Annotated in this window: 15 protein-coding genes; 6 read left to right on the plus strand and 9 right to left on the minus strand. The window is 67.3% G+C overall.

Features of this window, described 5'->3' with window-relative positions; genetic code table 11:
* Positions 1–3 precede the first annotated feature (3 nt).
* Complete coding sequence (locus tag QF036_RS21165) at positions 4–594, minus strand: TetR/AcrR family transcriptional regulator (protein WP_307105048.1); 591 nt, start codon at positions 592–594, stop codon at positions 4–6.
* Between the two features lie 133 nt (positions 595–727).
* On the opposite strand from QF036_RS21165, the gene QF036_RS21170 reads away from it, so the two are divergent.
* Both QF036_RS21170 and QF036_RS21175 read left to right on the plus strand, forming a co-directional pair.
* Positions 728–2,056, plus strand: a complete 1,329-nt coding sequence (locus QF036_RS21170; protein ID WP_307105050.1) for an MFS transporter — start codon at positions 728–730, stop codon at positions 2,054–2,056.
* Complete coding sequence (locus tag QF036_RS21175; protein WP_307105051.1) at positions 2,007–4,523, plus strand: beta-glucosidase family protein; 2,517 nt, start codon at positions 2,007–2,009, stop codon at positions 4,521–4,523. The genes QF036_RS21170 and QF036_RS21175 overlap by 50 nt, the downstream gene beginning before the upstream one ends.
* A gap of 84 nt (positions 4,524–4,607) precedes the next feature.
* On the opposite strand, the gene QF036_RS21180 is transcribed toward QF036_RS21175, so the two are convergent.
* Entirely contained in the window at positions 4,608–5,315 is a 708-nt protein-coding gene (locus QF036_RS21180) for a FadR/GntR family transcriptional regulator (protein ID WP_307105053.1), read from the minus strand.
* Between the two features lie 105 nt (positions 5,316–5,420).
* Here QF036_RS21180 and QF036_RS21185 point away from each other — a divergent pair, with 105 nt between their 5' ends.
* Positions 5,421–6,761 (plus strand): alpha-hydroxy acid oxidase, encoded by a 1,341-nt coding sequence (locus QF036_RS21185; protein ID WP_307105055.1) that lies wholly within the window; start codon positions 5,421–5,423, stop codon positions 6,759–6,761.
* An 84-nt stretch (positions 6,762–6,845) separates the two neighbouring features.
* Here QF036_RS21185 and QF036_RS21190 read toward each other — a convergent pair whose 3' ends face one another.
* On the minus strand, positions 6,846–7,526 hold the full coding sequence (locus QF036_RS21190) for an ArsR/SmtB family transcription factor (RefSeq protein WP_307105057.1): 681 nt from the start codon (positions 7,524–7,526) through the stop codon (positions 6,846–6,848).
* 104 nt (positions 7,527–7,630) lie between these two features.
* A complete protein-coding gene (locus QF036_RS21195) occupies positions 7,631–8,842 on the minus strand; it encodes an acetoin utilization protein AcuC (RefSeq protein ID WP_307105059.1) in 1,212 nt (403 codons plus the stop codon).
* A 105-nt stretch (positions 8,843–8,947) separates the two neighbouring features.
* On the opposite strand from QF036_RS21195, the gene QF036_RS21200 reads away from it, so the two are divergent.
* Positions 8,948–10,381, plus strand: coding sequence for a TrkH family potassium uptake protein (locus QF036_RS21200; RefSeq protein ID WP_307105060.1), 1,434 nt, complete (start codon positions 8,948–8,950; stop codon positions 10,379–10,381).
* Positions 10,374–11,060, plus strand: a complete 687-nt coding sequence (locus QF036_RS21205; RefSeq protein ID WP_003797805.1) for a potassium channel family protein — start codon at positions 10,374–10,376, stop codon at positions 11,058–11,060. The genes QF036_RS21200 and QF036_RS21205 overlap by 8 nt, the downstream gene beginning before the upstream one ends.
* 94 nt (positions 11,061–11,154) lie before the next feature.
* Here QF036_RS21205 and proC read toward each other — a convergent pair whose 3' ends face one another.
* The 5 genes from proC to QF036_RS21230 form a co-directional block, all read right to left on the minus strand.
* The gene (gene proC, locus QF036_RS21210; RefSeq protein WP_307105061.1) at positions 11,155–11,988 is read right to left on the minus strand and encodes a pyrroline-5-carboxylate reductase; all 834 of its coding nucleotides are present in this window, start codon (positions 11,986–11,988) and stop codon (positions 11,155–11,157) included.
* A gap of 501 nt (positions 11,989–12,489) precedes the next feature.
* Positions 12,490–13,482, minus strand: a complete 993-nt coding sequence (locus QF036_RS21215) for a Ppx/GppA phosphatase family protein (RefSeq protein WP_307105062.1) — start codon at positions 13,480–13,482, stop codon at positions 12,490–12,492.
* An 82-nt stretch (positions 13,483–13,564) separates the two neighbouring features.
* Positions 13,565–14,014: an SseB family protein gene (locus tag QF036_RS21220; RefSeq protein WP_003797808.1), complete on the minus strand. Its 450-nt coding sequence runs from the start codon at positions 14,012–14,014 to the stop codon at positions 13,565–13,567.
* Positions 14,015–14,110: 96 nt separating this feature from the next.
* The gene (gene topA / locus QF036_RS21225; protein ID WP_307105064.1) at positions 14,111–16,834 is read right to left on the minus strand and encodes a type I DNA topoisomerase; all 2,724 of its coding nucleotides are present in this window, start codon (positions 16,832–16,834) and stop codon (positions 14,111–14,113) included.
* A 174-nt stretch (positions 16,835–17,008) separates the two neighbouring features.
* Positions 17,009–17,710, minus strand: coding sequence for an ArsR/SmtB family transcription factor (locus tag QF036_RS21230; protein WP_307105066.1), 702 nt, complete (start codon positions 17,708–17,710; stop codon positions 17,009–17,011).
* A 185-nt stretch (positions 17,711–17,895) separates the two neighbouring features.
* Between QF036_RS21230 and QF036_RS21235 the strand changes: the two genes are divergently transcribed.
* Positions 17,896–18,210: a hypothetical protein gene (locus tag QF036_RS21235; RefSeq protein WP_307105068.1), complete on the plus strand. Its 315-nt coding sequence runs from the start codon at positions 17,896–17,898 to the stop codon at positions 18,208–18,210.
* Positions 18,211–18,271: the final 61 nt, after the last annotated feature.

An 18,271-nucleotide genomic window follows, 5' to 3' on the forward strand; every position in this document is an offset into this window, starting at 1 on the left:
GGGTTAGGGCTTCGCCGGGACCAGGAGCACGTCGACGAGCTCGGTCAGGCCGCCGGCCATGTCCACCTTCTTGTCGTACAGCCACTGCAGCTGAAGGCCGTCGAACGCGGCAATGACCAGCCTGGCAAGTGACTCCGCAGCGACGTCGGACCGGACCTCCCCTGCGTCCTGGCGCCGGCCGATGTCGAGCGCCAGCTCCTCGACCAATTGGGAGTACCTGTCCTGGAAGTAGCCGTGGGAGGCGTGCCCGGGATCGTTGGCCGTCGCCGACGCGACGGCGTAGAGCGTGGTCAGGCCGGGCTCCTTCTCGTTCCGCTCCGCCACCGACGCCAGGTTGGGCAGCCCAAACTCGGCCAACCCCCCGACGTCGCGGCTGCGCCGGTCGCGCTCGGCCAGCACCGCCGTCAGCAGTTCCTGCTTGCCGCTGAAGTAGTGGAAGAGCGTGGCCTCCTTGACGCCCACGAGCTCGGCCACACGCTTCAGGGCCGTTCCCTCGAACCCTTCGGTGGCAAAGACATCTGTCGCGGTCTGGATGATCTGCTCGCGGCGTTCGGCGCCTTTGGCGTACTGCCCGCGGGGCTTGGAGGGAGACATTTCGCCAGTTTATTTCACCGGGACTGCCCACCGGGCGACCCGTCAATTTTGGCAAAACCTAGTCATACTAGGTTTTTAGCGCTACGCTTTTCCCGGAGGCCCAACGGTGGGTCACTTTTCGTCAGGAGGCAATGTGGCCATCGAATCCCTATCCCAGGAGACCGCGGCTCCGTCCGCGCTTTCCACAACCGCAGGACTGTCCGTCAAGGCGCCGCGGGCCTACGTCATCGGCATGCCCATCGCCAGCGGCGGCTTGTGGATGGCCCTGCTTGCACCGGCCCTCGTCGTCCTCGCCATCAAGGTCTCCCAGATCACCACCCCGGATACCCGGGCCGGAGCACTGAGCCTGGTGGCCGGCGTCGGGGCCGCCATCGCACTGCTGGCCAACCCGTTCTTCGGACGCCTGAGCGACCGCACCACGTCCCGCTTCGGCATGCGGAAGCCGTGGATCGTGGGCGGCTCCCTGGTCGGATTGGCCTCACTCTTCCTGCTGGGATCCGGGACCAACGTCGGCACGGTGCTGGTTGCCTGGGTGGTCGCGCAGCTCGGCTTCAACGCCGCCCTGGCTGCCCTCGTGGCGACGCTTCCCGACCAGGCCGCCCCGGCCGAACGCGGCCGCCTGTCCGGGCTGATCGGCATGACATTGCCCATAGGACTCGTCGCCGCCGCCTTCTTCGCCCAGATGTTCGACAATGCACTGCAGATGGCAGTTGTCCCGGGTGTCGTGGGAACGCTCCTGGCGATCGCCTTCGCCTTCACGTTCAAGGACCGTGTCCTGACCGAGAAGCCGGCGCCACTGAACCTCAGGGAGATTCTCGGCTCCTTCTACTTCGATCCCCGTCTCTACCCCGGACTTGGCTGGGCCTGGCTGACCAAATTCATGGTTTACACCGGCTACTGCGCCGGACTGCTCTACCTGCCGTACTTCTTCGCCGATCACCTCCACGTCGCGGAAACCCAGGTCACCACCCTGGTCTTCCAGGCCACCCTGGTCAGCTCCGCCGGCACCGTGGTCACCAGCATCGCGGGCGGCTGGATCAGCGACCGGATCGGCAAGCGCAAGGGCATGGTCATCGTCTCAGCACTGATCATGATGGGCGGCCTGATTGTCATAGCAACCAGCTCCAACACGGGACAGGTCCTCGTGGGCCAGGCCATCCTGGGACTGGGACTCGGCTGCTTCAGCGCCGTGGACGTCGCCCTCATTGCCGACCTCCTTCCCAGCAGCCAGGCCGAGAATGCCAAAACCTTCGGCGTCTTCAACATCGCCCAGGCACTCCCCCAGTCCCTTGTGCCCGCCGTCGCCTTCCCCGTCATCGCCCTGGGCGGCTACCCGGCGCTCTTCCTCGGCGGGGGCCGTCGTCGGAATCATCGGCGCCGTCCTCGTCACCCGCATCAAAGGAGTCAAGTAAATGAACCCCACCCTGTCCGCACAGAAGACCGCCCCGGCGGAAGCGGGTAATACTGAGCTGCTGCCGGCGGATGCTGAGGCGCGCCTGCGTGAACTGGCCGCAAGCCTGAGCCTGGAACAGCAGGTCACGTTGCTGACCGGCGCCGACGTCTGGTCCACCCACGCCCTGCCGGAAATCGGCCTGAGCCGGATCGTGCTGTCCGACGGCCCGGCCGGGGTCCGCGGCGAAGACTTCGACGAACGGCACGACTCAGTCTCCCTGCCGTCGTCGTCCGCCCTGTCCGCCACCTGGAGCGTGGACATCGCCCGCCGCTACGGCCAGGTGCTGGGCCAGGAGGCACGCCGCAAGGGCGTCCACGCTGTCCTCGGCCCCACCATCAACCTGCACCGCTCACCGCTGGGCGGCCGCCACTTCGAATGCATGAGTGAGGACCCGCGCCTCACCGCCACCCTCGCCGCCGGCTACGTCTCCGGCGTGCAGTCCATGGGTGTGGGCGCCACCCCCAAGCACTACCTCGCCAACGAGGCCGAGACCGACCGCTTCACCTCGGATTCCGTCGTCGAGGAACGGCCCCTGCGCGAGCTCTACCTCGCCGCGTTCGAGGACGCCATCACCGAGGCCCGCGCCTGGCTGGTCATGAGCTCCTACAACTCCATCAACGGCACCACAGCCAGCGAGAACAAGCTCCTGGAAACCCCGCTGTCCACCGAGTGGGGCTTCGACGGCGCCGTGGTCTCCGACTGGACCGGGGTCAGATCGGTGGATGCCGCCAACGCCCACCAGGACCTGGAGATGCCCGGCCCCGTGGGCCATTGGGGCACCAAGCTGCTCGCCGCAGTCGAAGACGGCCGCGTCAGCCGGGACGCCATCCTCGAAAAGGTCAGCCGCATCCTGCGCCTCGCCGCCCGGGTCGGCTCACTCGCGGGATTCGAGGCCGCGGTCACCGCCTTCCCCGCGGACCTCGACGGCGCAGAGGTGGCCCGTGAGGTGGCAGTCCGCGGCGCCGTGCTGGTCCGCAACGAGGACGGCCTGCTCCCGCTCGACGCCAAGGCACTCGGCAGCGTTGCCGTCATCGGCCACAACGCCGAGGAAGCACGCACCCAGGGCGGCGGCAGCGCCACCGTCATGCCCAAGTACAACGTCTCGCCGCTGGAGGGCCTGCGCAAGGCGCTGCCCGACGACGTCACCGTCACCTACGCCCGCGGCGCCAAGGTGGCCGAGGGGCTGCAGCCGTTCTCCCGCAGGGCCCTGCACAACCCGGTCAGCGGCGTGCCCGGCATGCGCGTCACCTTCCTGGCCGCCGACGGAACGGAGATCTCGGGTGAGGACCGGCTGGCCTCGCACCTGATCTGGTTCGGCGTCGGCATTCCGGAGGGCACGGCGGCCATCCGCATGCAGACCGAGTGGACAGCGGAAACCGGCGGCGTCCGCCACCTCGGCGTCGGAACGGTGGGCCACATTGCCGTCTCCATCGACGGCACCGAGGTCGTCAACGGCGAACTGGAGGACGACACCAATGTCCTGGGCGCCGCCCTGTTCGATCCGCCCCAGACCACTCGCGCCTTCGAGGCCATCGCCGGCCAGCGGTTCGCCATCGACGCCCTGTACCGGCTGCCGCAGCAGCAGGAGATTCCGCTGACGGCCATCTTGCTCGGCGAGGAAGCCATCGTCCCCGATCCCCAAGCCGAGATCCGGGCCGCGGTTGAGGCGGCACGGACGTCGGACGTCGCCGTTGTGGTGGTGGGTACCAACGCCGCCATCGAATCCGAGGGCTTCGACCGCAAGGACCTTGACCTGCCGGGCCACCAGAACGAGCTTGTGGAGGCCGTGGCCGCCGTCAATCCGCGCACGGTCGTGGTGGTCAACGCCGGGTCGCCGGTGCTGATGCCGTGGCTGGACAGGGTCGGCTCGGTCCTGCTGGGCTGGTTCGGCGGGCAGGAGTTCGGCACCGCGGTGGCGGACATCCTGCTTGGCAAGGCGGAACCCGGCGGCCGGCTTCCCACCACCTGGCCGGCCGCACTCGAGGACGTTCCCGTGCTGAACACCACGCCTGTTGACGGCAAGGTGGTCTACAGCGAGGGCATCCACGTGGGCTACCGCGCCTGGCTCAGGCAGCAGGCTGCGGGCGGCGCCGCTCCGCTGCTGCCGTTTGGCTTCGGCCTTGGCTACACGACGTTCGAGCTCGGCACCGCCCACGCGCCGCAGTCCGTAACGGCAGGCCAGGACGTCGTGGTGCACGTCCCCGTCCGGAACACCGGCACGCGCACCGGCCGTGAAGTGGTCCAGGTGTACCTGTCCCGCGAGGATTCGGCGGTGGAGCGGCCTGTCCGCTGGCTGGCCGGGTACGCCGGGACACACCTGGCGGCGGGCGGTACGGGCACGGTTGAGGTGAGGATCCCGGCCCGCGCCTTTGGCCATTACGACGGCGGCTGGCAGGTTGAGCGCGGCTCGTTCCGTCTGCTGGTTGGCCGGCATGCGGCGGACGACTTCCAGGCACTGGAGGTCGAGGTCCGCTAACCCTCCTTGGAGTTTTTGTACAGATATCGCGAGTTAAACCCCTGCTTGAGGCCATTATCTGTACAAAACCCGCCCCCAAGCGAGCTACGGCCGGGCTGGGCCCGAATCCTTCGGGCCCAGCCCGGCTTCTTTGTAGTACCCCCTGATGTGGGCGGCAACGAGCTCAGCCGCCCGGCCGCCGTCGTCCTTCCGGATGGCCGCCAGAATCTCCCGGTGCTCCGCCCGGAGCCGCGCCGCTGTTGCGTACCAGTCCGGCAGGTTCGCGGTCAGCTGCCCCGCGTAGCCCTGGATGGCCTCCCGCAGGGACCCCATCATGGCGCTGACCACGGCGTTGCCGGCGGCGTCCGCCAGGGCCAGGTGGAAGCGGACGTCCAGGGCCAGGAAGTCATCGACGGCCTGGCCGCCGTCCATGTCGTCGAGCAGGGCACCGGCGAGGTCGAGTTCGGGGGCGTCCGGCCTGGCCCGGGCGGCCGCCCAGGACTCGAGCAGCACGCGCGTTTCCACCACGTCCTCCACCGGCAGGTGCTGTGTGGCCACGTGCAGCCGCAGCGCTGAGCCGAGTGCCGCCGTCGGGTCCGAGATCACCACTGTCCCGGCCTCCGGGCCGGAGCCCACGCCCGCCCGGACGACGCCCATGGCCTCGAGGACCCGGATGGCCTCGCGGACGGAGGTGCGGGAGACGCCGAGCTGCTCGGCCAGGGTCCGCTCGGCCGGGAGGCGGCCGCCGACAGCGAGCTGGCCGCCCGAGAGCTGGTCCTCGATCCACCGCAGGACAAGTTGGTGCGTACGCATGAGCCCATGGTACTTGATGTGGTTGGACCACATGCTTTAGAGTGTGGTTAGACCACAGCGGGGAGGCTTCTCATCAGCATCCCGGCATGCCCACGGAGGAAAGCCATGACCCACACCATCCAGCCGAGCAACCCCGAGACCACCCCGGCCCCGGAGGCGACGGATCTTCCGGCCACGCGGCCCGCCACCGGCGTCGCTGCCGCGGCTGCAGCAGTTCCGGCCGCCCTGAAGCGCCGCATCCCGAAGTACTCGGACCTCGCCCCGCTCATGCAGTTCAAGAAGCCCGAGTTCAGCAAGGAAGCCCGGCTCAAGCGCGCCAGCACCGTCTGGGAACTGCGCGACATCGCCAAGCGCCGCACCCCCCAGGCCCCGTTTGACTACACCGACGGCGCGGCGGAGGCCGAGATCACCCTGCGGCGTGCCCGCGAGGCGTTCCTGGACATCGAGTTCCGCCCGGGCATCCTGCGGAACGTGTCCAGTATCGACCTGAGCACCGACATTCTGGGCAAGTCCTCCCGGCTTCCCGTGGGCATCGCGCCCACCGGCTTCACGCGGATGATGCAGTCCGAAGGCGAATATGCGGGCTCGCAGGCTGCCGAAGCCGCCGGCATCCCCTACACGCTCTCCACCATGGGCACCGCCTCGATCGAGGACGTGGCCGCGGCGGCACCCAACGGCAGGAACTGGTTCCAGCTGTACCTCTGGACGGACCGGGACCGCTCCCTCGAACTCATCGAGCGCGCGGCGAAGGCCGGGAACGACACCCTGATGGTCACGGTGGACACCGCCGTCGCCGGGGCCCGGCTGCGCGATGTCCGCAACGGCATGACCATCCCGCCGGCGCTGACGCTGAAGACCGTCCTGGACGCGTCCTACCGCCCGGCCTGGTGGTTCAACTTCCTCACCCACGAGCCGCTCACCTTCGCCTCGCTCTCACGGTACACGGGCACGGTGGCCGACCTCATCAACTCGATGTTCGATCCCACCCTCACCTTCGAGGACCTGGACTGGCTGCGCGAAACCTGGAAGGGCAAGCTCGTGGTCAAGGGAATCCAGACCGTGGAGGACGCCCGCAAGGTGGTGGACCACGGTGCCGACGGCATCGTGCTCTCCAACCACGGCGGCCGCCAGCTGGACCGGGCACCCATCCCCTTCCATCTGCTCCCGGCAGTCTCCAAGGCGCTCAAGGCGGACAACAGCAATGCCGCGATCATGCTGGACACGGGCATCATGAGCGGTGCGGACATCGTCGCCGCGCTGGCGCTGGGCGCCGACTTCACGCTCATCGGCCGCGCCTATCTGTACGGGCTAATGGCGGGCGGCCGGGCGGGCGTCGACCGCGTCCTGCAGATCCTCGAAAAGGACATGGCCCGCACCATGGCGCTCCTCGGCGTCAGCAGGATCTCCGAGCTGACCCCGGACCACGTGCGGATCCTCGGCAAGTAGCTGCCTCCCGCCCAACTGTGTCGCAGCACAGGGCGTTCTGAGCGTTCAGAACGCCCTCAACTGCCACACAGTTGTTGGGTGGGTCTACTTTTTGCGGCCGAACTTGGGCAGGTTCGCCAGCAGGTCAGCGGCCTTCGTCGCGGCGCGGCCCACGGTGCGGCCGATCTGCTGCGGGACGGTGTCGTCCTGGCCGGCGCCGCCGGGCACCTGGCCGCCGGGAACCACGACGGCGGGACTCAGCTGGCCGCTGGCCGGTCGCCCGGGAGCGTGGGTAGCGTCGTCAGCCGCGCTGCCCGCACGTGCCGCAGTGGCTGCCGCAAACGCGTCCGGGACCTCGGCGGCCTGGCCGGCTGCGGCCAGGCCGGCTGCCGGGGCTCCGGCGGGCACTGGACTTCCGGCCGGGGTTCCGGCCGTTGCCGCGGCAGCGGCACGCGCAGTACCTGCCAGCGCTTCCTCGGCCTGGTGGGTTGCGGCGTCCGGTGACGCCGCGGCGGTAGCGGCGCGTCCGACGTCGAACGTCTCCAGCCAGCTGGCCACGCCGGCCAGCGGTTTCGGATTGAGCGCGTAGTAGCGCTTCTGGCCCTGCGCTCGCATGCTGACCAGGTCCGCTTCACGCAGCACTTTGAGGTGCTTGGAGATGGTGGGCTGGCTGGCGGCGAGTTCCTCGACCAGCTCCCCCACTGCTTTGTCCCCCGCCTGGAGGGACACGAGAATGTCTCGTCGCGTTGCCTCAGCAATGACGGCAAATACGTCGTCTGTCACCATGTGACCCACCCTAGCGACATATACGCCGAATGGCATCTACTATTTCGCCGGTGGTTGTCCCCATGAAGGGACCGCCGAAGCTAGGGAACCAGTCGAACCAGGGGCTAGTCGAACCAGGGGTCCAGGCCGTACAGCGGGAAGACTTCCTTGCGCGTGGCCATCACGGTCCGGTCGATGTCGTCGTTGGGATCGAAACCCACCTCCCAGGAGCGCCACCAGACGTCGGCGTCGTCGCCCATGCTCTCTGGCGTGTCCACACCGTAGCGCTCCTGCACGTACCTCCGCCACGCCTCCGGCACGGGAGTGCGCAGCGGCACCGGGCGGTTTGCTGCGATGCCGATCAGGTGGCTCCAGGTCCGCGGCACGACGCCCGTGATGTGGTACCCGCCGCCGCCCGTGGCGATCCAGCGGTTTCCGCAGTACCGGGCGGCAAGGTTTGCGACGGCGGTGGCGGCCTCGCGCTGTCCGTCCACGCTGACGTTGAGATGGGTCAGGGGATCGAGCCGGTGCGAGTCGCAGCCGTGCTGGCTGACGATGACCTCGGGCGCGAAGGCGCCCACCAGCTGCGGGACTACGGCGTGGAAGGCCCGCAGCCAGCCGGCGTCTCCCGTTCCCGCAGGCAGAGCCACGTTAACGGCGCTGCCCAGAGCTTCGGGGCCGCCGATCTCATTGGCGAAGCCTGTGCCCGGGAACAGGGACATGCCGGTTTCGTGCAGCGAAATGGTGAGGACGCGGGGGTCGTCCCAGAAGATGCTTTGCGTCCCGTCCCCGTGGTGGGCATCGACGTCGATATATGCCACGCGCTGCACGCCGCCGTCGAGCAGTTTCCGGACCGCCAGGGCGGCATCGTTGTAGACGCAAAAGCCGCTGGCGCGGTTCCGGGACGCATGGTGCAGTCCGCCGCCGAAGTTCACGGCCCGGACCGCCGAACCGTCCAGAATCGAGCTGGCCGCGAGGAGGGAGCCGCCCGCCAAACGCGCCGCGGCCTCGTGCATCCCGGCAAAGGCGGGATCATCCTCGGTACCCAACCCGTAGGCCTCGTCCGCGGCGGCAGGGTTGTCGCTGGCCCGGCGCACCGCTGCCACGAAGTCGGGGCTGTGCACGGTGGTGAGCTCACCGTCGTCGGCCACGTCCGGGGCGGCCAGCGTGACGTGGGCAAGGTCCAGCAGGCCCAGGCTCCTGGCCAACCGGGCGGTCAGGTCCATGCGTTCGGGCGCCATGGGGTGGCCCGGGCCGAAGTTGTAAGCCGTCATGGCGGCGTCCCACACCACCGTCGTTGGCAGTGCGGGGAGGCTGAGTCCGGACTGGAGTGTCATTACTGACAGGCTACCGGAGCCCCGTCTTCTCCCGGGCCCGGCCACGGCGCGGGGTTTAGTGGTTTACTACTGGAGGAAGCAGAGTCAATCGAGGAACAGCCGCACATGACCCAAAGCCAGTCGAGGTCCAAGAGCCCGGCCAGCTGGCAACCCGCGACGCCGGAGCGTGAGGGCCTGTGGATATTCACGGGCATCCGTGACTTCATCGATGACATTGCCAACACGTCGCCGGCCCGCCTTGCCCTGAGCGCCTTCGTGGTGGTCATCGTCCTCTTCACCGCCCTGCTGTCGCTGCCCGCATCTTCGGCAAGCGGCGACTTCACCCCGCTGCACCAGGCACTCTTCACCGCGGTCTCGGCTGTCTGCGTGACGGGCCTGACTGTGGTATCCACCGCCGTGCACTGGTCCTTCTTCGGACAGCTGATCATCCTGGTCGGCATTTTCGTCGGCGGCCTCGGCACGCTGACGCTGGCTTCACTGCTGGCCCTCATGGTGAGCAAGAAGCTGGGCGTCAGGGGCAAGCTCATCGCCCAGGAAGCCATGAACAACGCCGGCCGGCTCGGTGAAGTGGGTACGCTGCTCCGGATCGTCATCACCACCTCCGTGGTTATCGAGGCCAGCCTCGCAATCGCCCTGATCCCGCGCTTCATGGTCCTCGGCGAGCCGTTCTGGCAGTCTGTCTGGCACGGCGTCTTCTACTCGATCTCGTCCTTCAACAACGCCGGCTTCACTCCGCACTCGGACGGCATCGTCCCCTACGAAACAGACCTCTGGATCCTCATTCCGCTCATGCTCGGCGTGTTCCTGGGCAGCCTCGGCTTCCCGGTCGTCATGGTCCTGCAGCAAAACGGGCTCAACTGGAAAAAATGGAACCTGCACACAAAGCTCACCATCCAGGTCTCGTTCATCCTGCTCGCGGCCGGAACGGTGCTGTGGGCGCTCATGGAGTGGGACAACGCCCGGACCATCGGCGGCATGGACCTCGGTGACAAGATCACGCACTCGCTGTTCGCCTCTGTCATGACGCGCTCCGGCGGTTTCAACCTGGTGGACCAGAACCAGATGGAATCCACCACCATGCTGCTCACGGACGCCCTGATGTTCGCCGGCGGCGGCTCCGCCTCAACGGCAGGCGGCATCAAGGTCACCACCATCGCCGTAATGTTCCTGGCCATCATCGCCGAAGCCCGCGGCGACGCGGACGTCAAGGTCTACGGCCGCACCATCCCGGAAGGCACCATGCGCGTGGCCATCTCGGTGATCGTCGCCGGCGCCACGCTGGTGTCCGCCTCGGCGTTCCTGCTCCTGCACATCAGCGGCGCCTCCCTGGACCGGGTGCTGTTCGAAACCATTTCCGCCTTCGCCACCGTCGGCCTGAGCACAAACCTCAGCGCCGAGCTGCCGCCGGAGGGCGTGTATGTGCTGTCCGCCCTGATGTTCGCCGGCCGCGTCGGCACCGTCACGCTTGCCGCTGCCCTGGCCCTGCGCCAGCGCAGCCAGCTGTACCACTACCCGGAAGAGAGGCCCATCATTGGCTAATTCGTCAGGCGCCCCCAACCGCCCCGCCCACAACGCGCCGGTCCTGGTGATCGGGCTGGGCCGCTTCGGCTCCTCCACCGCCGAGCAGCTGGTGAAGCAGGGCCGCGAGGTGCTGGCCATCGAGCGCGACAGGTCCCTGGTCCAGAAGTGGTCACCCGTCCTGACCCACGTAGTGGAAGCCGACGCCACCAATATCGACGCGCTGCGCCAGCTTGGCGCGCAGGAGTTCAGTTCAGCCGTGGTGGGGGTGGGCACGTCCATTGAGTCCTCTGTGCTCATCACCGTGAACCTGGTGGACCTCGGCATCGAGCACCTGTGGGTCAAGGCCATCACGCCGTCCCACGGCAAGATCCTGACTCGCATCGGCGCCAACCACGTCATCTACCCCGAGGCCGACGCCGGCGTCCGCGCCGCGCACCTCGTCTCGGGGCGGATGCTGGACTTCATCGAGTTCGACGACGACTTCGCGATCGTGAAGATGTATCCGCCGCGTGAAACGGTCGGTTTCACGCTGGACGAGTCTAAGGTGCGGTCCAAATACGGCGTGACGATCGTGGGTGTGAAATCCCCGGGCGAGGACTTCACCTACGCCCGGCCGGAAACCAAGGTGTCCGCCCGCGACATGCTGATCGTCTCCGGACACGTGGACCTGCTGGAGCGGTTCGCCGCCCGGCCCTAACGGGAGTTTTTGTACAGATGCCGTGCCCGAAAGGGGCTATAGCCCGCGGTATCTGTACAAAAACTCCAATCCTGAAGGGGAGGTAGGAGCGTGCCTAGCCGAGCTGCTTGGTGATCTCGGCGGCGCGGTCGGCTGCGGCGCGTGCGCCCGCGGCGATGATGGCCGGCATGCCGCGGTCATCGAACGTGGCGATGGCGCGTTCGGTGGTGCCGTTGGGGCTGGTCACGGCTTTGCGCAGGGCCGAGGGTTCGGCGCCCGGTTCCGCCAGCATGAGACCGGCTCCGGCGACGGTTTCGCGTGCCAGCAGGAGCGCCAGCTCCTCGTCCAGACCGAGTTCGACGCCGGCCGCGGCCATCGCCTCGGCCAGGTAGAACGCGTACGCGGGACCGGAGCCGCTGATGGCGCCCAGCGCGTCCACCTGCTCCTCGGGAATTTCGACGACGGTCCCCACCGCGCCGAGGATGTCTTTCGCCCGCTGGAGCTGCTCAGGCGAGCAGTTGGTGCCGGGAGACACCGAGACCACGCCGCGGCCCAGCTTCGCCGGGGTGTTGGGCATCGTGCGGATCACCGGCTGCCCCGGGGGCAGGGCCGCTTCGAGCTGGGCGATGGAGACGGCGGCTGCAACGCTGATAACGATCGCATCCGGAGACAGGGAGCCACTGATTTCCCGGGCCAACTCGGCAATGCCCACGGGCTTCACGCCGAGAATCACGACGCCGGCGCCCTTCGTCGCCTGCTTGTTGTTGTCGGGTTCTTCGCTGCCAGCGATCGCCATTATGCCGGCGTGCCGTTCAGCCAGCTCCGCTGCCCGCTCCGCGCGGCGGACAGTAGCCACGACCTCCGTGGGATTCGTGCCGCCCTCCAGCAGGCCGCCCAGAATGGCCTCGTTCATTGATCCACAGCCAAGGAATGCGATTCGGTTGCTCATTGCTCCATCATTGCAGTTCATGGCTTCGGATGCAGATCGGTGCCATTCACAGGAAGCTCACATGTTGCTCGAAGCATCCCCACACCTTCGGCCCCTAACTTAGGTATTACCTCATTGAGGGTGCGAGTGATGAAGCAAGCATGGGGATGCTTGTCAGGCACCGACGGTCTGCAGTGGTTTTGCCCATTTTTCTGCAGCAGGCCGTCGGTGTCTTTGCTTTTAAATTCCCGGCCGGTGCCCACGGATTCCCAGCCGATTTTCAGGAAAAACCCCCAGAACACCCATACTCCGCCGCTAGAGTCGTAGACGCCTCACAGGTGCGAGTGATGGAGCCGGTCCTTCGGGGCTGGCGTGGCGCCGGTCGGTTGCAGGAGTGTTCCCCCCAGCTTCTTCTGCGTAACCGGCCGGCGCTTACTCGTTTAAGGCCTGCCTGGCGCTTTCCCGTTCAAGGTCGGGTCCCAGAGGGCAGCCCTATGCCACACCTAGTCTGCAGACAAGACCCTAGATCGCCGGCAGAGCCGAGACCTGCGGGACGCCCACGTGCGGCGCCGGCTCCAGCGGGCCGTCGAAGACCAGCTGGTCGAGCCGCCGGAGGATGAGGCCCTCGCGCAGCGCCCACGGGCAAATCTTGATTTTCTTGTACTCAAAGAGCTCCAGGGCCGCTTCAGCTACCAATGCACCGGCGAGGAGCTGGTTGGCACGCGCCTCGGAGACGCCCGGCAGGTGCAGCCTGTCCTCGGACTTCATGGCAGAGATGCGCTGTGCCCAGATGCCGAGGTCCGCGCGGTTCAGGTCGCGCTTCACGTACGGGCCCGCGGCGCTGGGTGCTGCCCCGGCAATCCGCGCCAGGGAGCGGAAAGTCTTGGAGGTGCCGGCCACGACGTTCGCCCTCCCCACCTCGTTGAAGCTGCGGACCACCGGCTTAAGGGTGGTCCGGATGTAGCGGCGCAGTTCCTTGACGCTCTTCGCGGAGGGCGGATCCTCGTGCAGCCAGTCGCGGGTCAGCCGGCTCGCACCCAGCGGCACGGACGTGGCAAGCTCCGGCAGTTCGTCCTGCCCCAGCGCCATTTCGAAGGAGCCGCCGCCAATGTCAAAGTTCAGGATGGTGCCGGCGCCCCAGCCGTACCAGCGGCGGACGGCGAAGAACGTCATGGACGCTTCCTCGCTGCCCGTGAGCTCCTGCAGCGTGACGGTGGTTTCGTGCTTAACCCGGGCGAGCACCGCGGGCCCGTTGGTGGCCTCGCGAATGGCTGACGTACAGAAGGCCAGCAGGTCGTCGGCCTTGTGCCGCGCCGCGAACTCCCAGGCCTCAAGCACGAACTCCGTGAGCTCATGCTGGCCGGCGTCGGTGATGTTGCCATCGGCATCCAGGTATTGCACCAGTGAGAGGGGGCGCTTGTGGGAGGCGAAGGGCACAGGCCGTGCGCCGGGGTGGGCATCCACCAGCAGGAGGTGGACAGTGTTTGAACCGATGTCGAGGACGCCAAGCCGCATCCTGCCATTATTCCCCCCGCCGGCGCAGCGGACGCAACCCGTCGCTTACATTGCGGGCCTTTGTTTGCTGACGGCGGTGGGGTTACTCGCCTTCGAGACCGGCGGGGTTGGGGTCCACTTCATCGGCGCGCTTGAAGTCGCGCTTAATGTTGGCAATGCCTTCGGGGTTGATCTCAAAGCCGTAGGCCGCGCCCGGGTTGATGACCATGCCCAGCTCATCGCCGATGTTGGCGATGATCGCAGCGCCCTGCGTGCCCAGAACGTTGGGCGCAGCCTCCAGGTACTGCGTGTCCACCCGGCTCGGGTGCGAGAACACGGCAAGAACCGGCTGGCCGTCCGCGTTGCCCAGCACCAGCGGCTCAACCTGCGAGTCCTCGCCCTCGAGCGCGTCGGAACTGATGATGTAGACCTCGTTGTTGAGGAACGACAGGATCACGTCCACCGGGTCTGCGTCCGGCTGGCCGCCCCGGGCCAGCTTCTCCTCAAGGTCGTTCAGCGGCGTGATGTCTGCGGGTTCCGGCTGTTCAGTCATGCATCTACTCGACCACGTTGCCGGGCAAGGCGCAATTCCGGCAGCACCAGTAAAGCCCGCCGAGACCTTGGTTTCGGCGGGCTCAACCAGCGGGATCTACTTCTTGGCTGCAGCCTTCTTTGCCGGGGCCTTGCGCGTGGTGGTGCGCTTGACCGGGCCCTTGGCCCGCTTTTCGGCGAGAAGTTCGACGGCACGTTCCCGAGTCAGTTCCTCCAGCGAGGTGCTGCGGGGCACGGTGATGTTGGTGATGCCGTCGGTGATGTACGGACCGAAGCGGCCCTCCTTCACCACGATGTTCTTCTCCGACACGGGGTCCGGACCGAACTCGGCCAGCGGCGGCACGGCCGCGCGGACACCGCGCTGCTTGGGCTGGGAGTAGATTTCCAGCGCCTGCTCCAGCGTGATGGTGAAGATTTCCTCTTCCGAGCCGATGGACCGCGAGTCCGTGCCCTTCTTCAGGTACGGACCGAAGCGGCCGTTCTGCACCGTGATCGGGTTGCCTTCGGCGTCCGCACCGAGGACCCGCGGAAGGCTCATGAGCTGCAGCGCTTCGTCCAGCGTGACAGATTCCACGGTCATCGACTTGAACAGCGAACCGGTGCGCGGCTTGGCCTTGACAGGCTTCTTCGGCGGCTTGGGCTTGCCGTTCTTGTAGTACTCGACCGGCAGGTTGGCTAGCTGCTCCTCGGTCATCTCCGGAATGATCTCGGTGACGTAGGCGCCGTACCGGCCGTTCTTGGCAACCACCGTGTGGCCGGTGTGGGGATCGGTACCCAGGACCCGCTCCTCCGGGGCCGCGGTTTCCATGAGCTCCACTGCTTTGGCGGCGGTGAGCTCGTCCGGGGCAAGGTCCTCCGGGACGTTGGCGCGGGCGGATTCCACCACTTCGCCGGTCTTGGGGTCCACCGTGGGCAGCGAGCTCTCCAGGTAGGGGCCGAACTTGCCGACCCGCAGCGTGATGCCGTCCGCGATGGGCACGGAGTTGATCTCGCGGGCGTCAATCTCGCCCAGGTTGTTCACGATGCTCAGCAGGCCGGGGTCGGCATCTTCGCCGTAGTAGAAGTGCTTGAGCCAGGCGGCGCCCACGGCCTGGCCGTTGGCGATCTTGTCCAGGTCGCCTTCCATGTCGGCCGTGAACTCGTAATCCACATAGTCCGTGAAGTGCTGTTCGAGGAGCCGCACCACGGAGAACGCGATCCAGCTCGGCACCAGGGCTGAGCCCTGCTTACGCACATAGCCGCGGTCCTGGATGGTGGAGATCGTCGAGGCGTACGTGGACGGGCGTCCGATGCCCTTCTTTTCCAGCTCGGCGGTCAGGGAAGCTTCCGTGTAGCGCGGCGGCGGCGAGGTCTCGTGGCCGACGGCGATGATCTCCGAGGCGGCCAGCCCGTCACCCTTCGCGACGTTCGGCAGGCGGCGGGCCTCGTCGGAGTCGTCGTCGCCGCGGCTTTCGTCCTTGCCCTCTTCATAGGCGGCCAGGAAGCCGGGGAACGTGATGACCGTGCCGGAGGCGGAGAATTCGGCGTCGCGGCCGTCGGCGGCCACCGCACCCAGGCGGATGGTGGCCGTGGAGCCCTTCGCGTCGCCCATCTGCGAGGCCACGGTGCGCTTCCAGATCAGCTCATAGAGCCGGAACTCGTCGCCGCTGAGCTGCTTGGCCACCTGGGCGGGGGTGCGGAAGGAGTCACCGGCGGGACGGATGGCCTCGTGGGCCTCCTGTGCGTTGGCAGCCTTGCTGGTGTAGACGCGCGGCGACTGCGGAACGTATTCGGGGCCGTACAGCTCGGCAGCCTGGCGGCGCGCGGCCGTGACGGCCTCGTCGCTCAGCGCCGAGGAGTCCGTACGCATATAGGTGATGTAGCCGTTTTCGTACAGCCGCTGGGCGATCTGCATGGTGCTCTTGGACGAGAACCGCAGCTTGCGACCGGCCTCCTGCTGCAGCGTGGAGGTGGTGAAGGGCGCGGCGGGGCGGCGCGTGTACGGCTTAGTGTCAACGGAGCGGACACGGAAATCGGCGTCCTGCAGGGCGGCGGCCAGGGAGGTGGCCAGTTCCTCGTTCAGGTGCGCAACGTTGCGCGAGGTGAGTTCGCCGTCGTCGTTAAAGTCCCGGCCGGTGGCCACCTTGGCACCGTCAACGGCGGCAAGCTTGGCCTTGAACGAGCCGGAATCGGCACCGAACTGCCCGGTCAGGTCCCAGTAGGACGCGGACTTGAACGCCATGCGCTCGCGCTCGCGGTCCACCACCATGCGCGTGACCACGGACTGCACGCGGCCGGCCGACAGTCCGCGCGCCACCTTGCGCCACAGTACCGGGGAGATCTCGTAGCCGTAGAGGCGGTCCAGGATGCGGCGGGTTTCCTGCGCGTCAACCAGGGCGGCGTCGACGTCGCGCAGGTTGTCCATGGCGCGGTGGATCGCTTCCTTGGTGATTTCGCCGAAGGTCATCCGGTACACGGGGACCTTGGGCTTCAGGACCTCCAGGAGGTGCCACGCGATGGCTTCGCCCTCGCGGTCCCCATCGGTTGCGAGATAGAGCGCGTCAGCGTCTTTGAGTTGGGCCTTGAGCTCGGCCACCTTTTTCTTCTTGTCCGGGGAGACGACGTAGTAGGGCTTGAAGTCGTTTTCGACGTCGACGGCGAACTTGCCCAGGGAGGTCTTCTTCAGGTCCGCGGGGAGCTCGGACGGCTGCGGCAGGTCGCGGATGTGACCGATGGAGGCCTCAACAATGAAGCCCTCGCCCAGGTACTTGGCGATGGTCTTGCTCTTGGCCGGAGACTCCACAATCACGAGTTTCTTGCCGGTTTTGGCCTTGCTTGGCACAGTGCTCCTACAGAAAAAGGTTGCTCGGGCAGATCAGCCCATATTGGCCTAGTTCACCATATTTTGCAGAATTCTGCGCTGTCATGTGGAAAACGGTGGCCCCCGTCACGGCCGGGGCTGCCGGCCGCCCGGCCGGGTCCCCGCGGGCCGGCACAGGCCCGTCCTTCGCGCCCGTCAGGTGCCGCCGTGGCCGCCGGAGGCCCCTGGCAGGGTGCGGTCGTCAGGAATCATGGACCACATGGTGGCGATCCGTTCGGCACCCGGCGGAACACGGTTGGGATCCTCCAGCTCGTAGTCGCGGAGCAGCTCAAACACCCGTTCCGTCAGTTCGCTGCGCTGCTCGGCTGTGAGGTACAGAAGGTTGCTTGCGAGCAGCACCGCCGACGCCGCCTCCCCGGACTCACCGCTTTGCCGCTGTTCGTCCCGGGCACGGGCGTAGGCCCTGGCGCGGCGGCGGAACGCATCCAGTTCGAGGTCGATCACCGCAAAGTCGGGGCCGGCCACTGCCCCGCCCGAGTTGATGGCAAAGTCCGTGCCCGCCGCCTTCCACCGGCGCTCGCGGGCGTCGGCCGAGGCCTCGGCCGGGACCACGATGCCCCACTTCTGCAGCGCCCGCAGGTGGTAGCTCATCGCACTGGGGGTGAGCCCTGTCTGCTGCGCAAGTTCCGTGGCCGTGCGGCTGGACTGCGTGGAGTACAGCTCCGAAATGACCTCCAGGCGGGCAGCATGAGCCAGCGCGCGGATCGCCTTGGGGTCGGTGATTTCCACCTTCTTTTCCGGCCGGTTCCTGCGCCGCGCCCCCGTTGCAGCCGGCGTCGCGGCGGCTGCGTCCGGCGGGGTTTCCGCCGGTTCCGACGGCGGCATGTCAGTACTCACTTCATCAGTCTACGCAGCACGAAGGAGCTCTGAAAGAAATGCTTGATATCCGCAGTTCGGAGCCAGCCGGCTTGCCCCGGAAATACTAAGCATGCTTTGCTTACTTCCGTAAACAGACCTCCCGCAAGCAGTTCGCGGCGGGGCGGCCAGCGTTGGCGGTCCCGTGAAAAGCCCAAAGGATGACCATGATTACCCTCCACGAAGACGCTTTGATCCCGGCAGCCCAGCCCGCCGGAGAACTCACAGGCTCAAGCCTGCACCCGGGGACAGCCACCGACGCCTCCCTGCTGGCGGCAACGGGCACCCCGCGGCACTGCCGGCGGCCCATGAAGCGTCTCGACCAGGAGTTCCCCCTGGAAATGGCCATCAGGGTGGACGGCCAGCGCCTGATCCGCTCGGTAAAGGCCGTGGGTGCAGCCGACGCCGTGACCTACCGCTGCATGTGCGGCTTCACCATCGACGTCCCGGCTCCCGGGATGGGCCGCGCCCTGATTAACTGACTGTCCGTTCGCCCTCCCGGCGCGAACGTACAGTTGCGGCGCCAGATCCGCTGCGATTCGG

The organism is Arthrobacter globiformis, assembly GCF_030817195.1.
Classification (GTDB): domain Bacteria; phylum Actinomycetota; class Actinomycetes; order Actinomycetales; family Micrococcaceae; genus Arthrobacter; species Arthrobacter globiformis_D.